This window comes from Streptococcus sp. (assembly GCF_019414905.1).
Taxonomy (GTDB): Bacteria; Bacillota; Bacilli; order Lactobacillales; family Streptococcaceae; genus Streptococcus.
The window spans coordinates 20,616-25,078 of the sequence record NZ_DXLC01000083.1; the positions used below are offsets into that span (position 1 = coordinate 20,616).

A 4,463-nucleotide genomic window follows, 5' to 3' on the forward strand; every position below is an offset into this window, starting at 1 on the left:
AAGTATTTTTTGAAGATTGTTTGAAAAAAATTTCATAGAATGCTATGTTTATGAAGAAAAAATCACCTTTTCTTGATTTTTAATCCTATTTGCTGTATGATAAGGGAAAAGAAAGGAGGAAGAAATATGGCTTTTACCAATACCCACATGCGGTCAGCTAGTTTTGGCATTGTTACCAGCTTGCCTGATGATGTCATTGACTCTTTTTGGTATATCATCGACCACTTCTTAAAAAATGTCTTTGAATTGGAAGAAGAACTTGAGTTTCAATTGCTCAATAACCAAGGAAAAATTACCTTCCACTTCTCAAGTCAACACCTCCCTACAGCCATTGATTTTGACTTCAACCACCCTTTCGACCCTCTTTATCCCCCCAGAGTCCTAGTTTTAGACATGGACGGTAGAGAGACTATCCTCCTCCCAGAAGAAAATGACCTATTTTAAAAACTCTAGCCTTCAGTTATAAACTACTGAAAACTAGAGTTTTTTTATTTTTTCAAAGCATTATACAAGTTACGGACAGGTTGCTTTAATGTAGGATGGATAAAATGAGGCGCAATTTCCTGTAAGGATTCAAGGACAAAAAGGCGTTCCGCTATATAAGGATGAGGCAAAATAAGGTCATCTGTATAAAGGACCTGATCCTCCACAAAAAGCAAATCCAAATCAATTAAACGAGGCCCCCAATGTACTTCTCTCACCCGTCCCATCTCTGACTCAATGGCTAACAAGGTCTCTAATAGAACTGGGGCCGGCAACCAGGTTTCAACCTCAACCACTTGATTAACAAAGCTATCTTGATCCACACCACCCCAAGGCTCCGTCGTTAAGACACTAGACTCTTTAAGAATATGGATACGACGAGCTCGCATGTTCTCAATGGCTTGCTTCAAGTTTGCTTGTTTATCTCCCATATTGCTTCCTAGGGCAATAAAGGCTCGTTTCTTGCGGCGATGAATTGTTACGGAGCAAGTATCTAGTGGCAAATGAACTGGCGCCCAAGGTTTTTTCAGTTCCAGCTTCATTTCTTGGACAAGAGGATAAGCCTCAAAGGTACGTTCTACTAGTTTGTAGGCTACCGTTTCAATCAAGTCCTCAGTGGTTTCCTGAAACCAAGTCGTCCACTGCTGACACAGTTCCCCATAATGGACAGAGGCCGTTAAATCCAAGTCTGTAGCCGCCTTGGTCATATCATAGGATAGGATTGCTGAAACGACAAACTTCTGCCCCAATTCCTTTTCACTAGGAAAAAGACCATGATAGGCAAAAATTTCCAAATCTTTAATCTGCAGTTGATCCATAATGATTCCTTTCTAGAAAAATCCGCTTGAAGCGGATTCTTTTTATAGTCCCATTAGACGATAAGCCTGATCTCGGAGATCCTTATCTGTTTCAAATAAACCACGAGCCACTGTCGTCAAGGTTGCTGTGCCTGGTTTTCTGACACCACGCATACTCATACACATATGTTCCGCCTCAATGACAACAAAGGCTCCTTTAGCACCCAGATAATCCATCAAGGCATCTGCTACTTCGATATTCAAACGTTCTTGAATTTGTGGTTTTTTCGAATAAACTTCAACCGTACGGGCTAGCTTAGACAAACCTGCCACACGTCCATCTGGGATGTAGGCAATGTGCGCTCTCCCATAAAATGGTAAGAAATGGTGTTCACACATGGTATGGAAAAAGATATCTTTTTCTACCACCATGTTATCGTCAATAATCTCAAAGGATTTTGACAAATGTTCCTCCGCTGTTTGACCAAGCCCTGAAAAAATCTCTTGGTACATACGGGCCACACGAGCAGGCGTTTCCTGCAAGCCCTCACGGTTAGCGTCCTCTCCGACAGCCTCGATAATCATTTTTACAGCTGCTTCAATCTTTTGTGTATCCATTTTTATTCTTCCTCTCCATCAGATAGGCTCTCACTTGGCTCAAAAAATACAAGGAACCCGTGACAATCCTAACTGTTTTTTTCTCTTCTTTTTTATCTGTCAATTTCTGCTCTAGAAAATCCTGCCAACTTTGGTAGTTGAGATTTCTAGATTTGCTTGCCTCTTTCAGCACGCTTTCATCAGTCGCCCGACTATCTTCAAAATGTGTTAGAGTAAGCTCGGTATCTGGGATTTCCTCCAGCAAGTCCAACATATCCTCCAAGGCCTTGGTTTTGATACAAGTAAAGAGGATTTCCTTACGATAATCCGCAAAGCGTTCTTGCAAGGTTGCTAATAAAGTCTTGATAGCATGGGGATTATGGGCCCCATCCAAAATCATCAAGGGGTCTCTAGACACGATTTCCAAACGCCCCGGCCAACTTGTTTCTTCCAAGGCCTGAGCAAGCAAGTCATTACTTGCTAGTTCTCGACCATCCTCTTGACAAAATGTATCAAGTAGAGCTATGGCCATCCCAGCATTCTCTATCTGGTGCAAACCAAGCAAACCTGTTTGGAGACAACCTTGTCTGAGAGAACTAGTATAATTAAAGACTTCCCCTGTCACCACACTTTCTTGATGACCAACCTGATAATCTACCCCGTAGGCAAGTCTCGGCGCAGCTTTCCCTTCCGCAATGCGGTCAATCACAGCCAAGGCTTCTGGAGCGATACGACCTGTCACCAAGGGAACTCTTCGTTTTATAATACCAGCTTTCTGCTCTGCTATAGCTTCCAATGTATCCCCAAGTAGGGCTACATGGTCCAGTCCAATGGTCGTGATACCTGTTAAAATGGGCTGGCAAACATTAGTACTATCCAAAAGTCCACCCATACCCACTTCCATGATGGCCACATCTACTTGCTCGGAGGCAAAGTAGTCATAGGCTATGGCTGTGATAATCTCAAACTCGGTTGTTCCCTGCAAATTGGCAGTCGCTTCCCCCTCCAGCAAAGACTGATAGTCTACCATGAGAGCTTCTAGTCTCGCTTCCGGGATAGATTCCCCATTGATGCTAATCTGGTCTGTGTAATGAATAAGATAGGGCGAGCTGAAAACACCAACTTTCAGCCCTAGCTTTTCTAGCATATTTTTCAAAAAAGCAATGGTAGACCCCTTGCCATTGGTCCCTCCGATATGGATGACCTTGAGTTTGAGATGGGGATTGCCACGCAAAGCTAACAGTTCCACCATGCGTTCCAAGCCAAAATGCGGTTGGTTCGTCCGGTAGTTGGCAATCCACTGATTGTTTTCAATTTCTTTCATCTTATTTATATTGTTTTAAATCTAGATTTTCCGCTTCATCAGCAAGACGAATGGCGGAGGCAATTTCAACTGCCATCCTGTGACTAGCTACGTCATGCACGCGCACCACTTCTACACCCTGTCTTGCAGCGATACTAGTTACATGAGCCGAAGCCGTATCTCGATTGCGGAAACCGAGCTCTGTCTCGGGATTGACCTCAAAACCATTTTCTTCTAGAATATTGATGACAAATCGCTTGCGCGATACTCCAAGAAAGATTGGATAACCTTTCTGATGTAGTTTATCCAGGTCCCGTAAAAGAAGCAGATTTTCTTTCTTGGTCAGACCAAAGCCGATTCCCGGATCCAACAGGATATTTTCTTGTGCAATCCCAGCTTGATTTGCTCTAGCTAATGCTCGTTCAAAGAAAGTCTCCATCAACTCTTCGATTGGCAATTTTTCAAAGTCAGCTAACTCTTCCTCTGTAAAAGCTTGATTAAATCCAAAGTGAGGGAATATGCGCGAGCTAGGGTGCTGAGGTCGAGCCATAACGGGATTAAACATGATGACCACTTTCGCTCCAGCCTTAGCTACCACATGGGCCATTTTTTCATCACCCATGAGTCCTGTGATATCATTGACTAGGTTGGCACCAGCAGCCAAAGCAGCTTCTGCCACCTGACTTTTCCAAGTATCAATGGAAATAAGGACATCACTTTCCTTGCGAATAGCTTTAATCACTGGAACAACACGCTGGATTTCCTCTTCTATCTCAACATAGCTACTTCCCGGCCGAGTTGATTCTCCACCAATATCTAGCATACTAGCCCCTTCTGCTATCAATTTACGAGCCTGCTGAAGTGCCTGCTCAAGAGCAAAAAATTGACCACCATCCGAAAAGGAGTCTGGGGTTACATTGATAATTCCGCAAATAGCTGTCTTTGCATGATTGGCTTTACTTGACATATCGGTCACTCCCTCAAGGCTTTTCATCATATTATTTCTCTATTTTACCATAAAAAGAAAAAGATGGACACGATTGCATTCATCTTTTTCCCAGTAGAAACAAGTAAGCAATTGTCAAAAATCTTAAACAGAAATCCCTAATGTCCGACTCAAAATCACCACTAGAGCCAGCAAACAGAAAACAACCCCATTCACAATCATGTGAAGTAAGATAGACATTTCCAAACGTTGGGTCTTGTAAGCCGTCCAAGACAGAACGATCGACATACCTCCATAAATCAATAAAGAAGGTAAATTACTTGGTTGGTGCAATAAA

General features: G+C 42.8%; 6 protein-coding genes. 1 reads left to right on the plus strand and 5 read right to left on the minus strand.

What is annotated here, in order from left to right; genetic code table 11:
* Positions 1-126 precede the first annotated feature (126 nt).
* The gene (locus QZ359_RS02265; RefSeq protein WP_000886035.1) at positions 127-444 is read left to right on the plus strand and encodes a DUF960 domain-containing protein; all 318 of its coding nucleotides are present in this window, start codon (positions 127-129) and stop codon (positions 442-444) included.
* Between the two features lie 44 nt (positions 445-488).
* Here the strand turns inward: QZ359_RS02265 and folK are convergent, their stop codons facing one another.
* The 5 genes from folK to QZ359_RS02290 form a co-directional block, all read right to left on the minus strand.
* A complete protein-coding gene (folK, locus tag QZ359_RS02270; RefSeq protein ID WP_261202192.1) occupies positions 489-1,301 on the minus strand; it encodes a 2-amino-4-hydroxy-6-hydroxymethyldihydropteridine diphosphokinase in 813 nt (270 codons plus the stop codon).
* A gap of 42 nt (positions 1,302-1,343) precedes the next feature.
* Positions 1,344-1,898, minus strand: coding sequence for a GTP cyclohydrolase I FolE (gene folE, locus QZ359_RS02275; protein WP_000380916.1), 555 nt, complete (start codon positions 1,896-1,898; stop codon positions 1,344-1,346).
* Positions 1,879-3,201, minus strand: a complete 1,323-nt coding sequence (locus tag QZ359_RS02280) for a folylpolyglutamate synthase/dihydrofolate synthase family protein (protein ID WP_261202193.1) — start codon at positions 3,199-3,201, stop codon at positions 1,879-1,881. Before QZ359_RS02280 ends, folE begins: the two co-directional genes overlap by 20 nt.
* A 1-nt stretch (position 3,202) precedes the next feature.
* The gene (gene folP, locus QZ359_RS02285; RefSeq protein ID WP_060806064.1) at positions 3,203-4,177 is read right to left on the minus strand and encodes a dihydropteroate synthase; all 975 of its coding nucleotides are present in this window, start codon (positions 4,175-4,177) and stop codon (positions 3,203-3,205) included.
* A gap of 93 nt (positions 4,178-4,270) precedes the next feature.
* On the minus strand, positions 4,271-4,463 hold a 193-nt coding region (locus QZ359_RS02290; protein WP_293957872.1), incomplete at its 5' end, for a CPBP family intramembrane glutamic endopeptidase.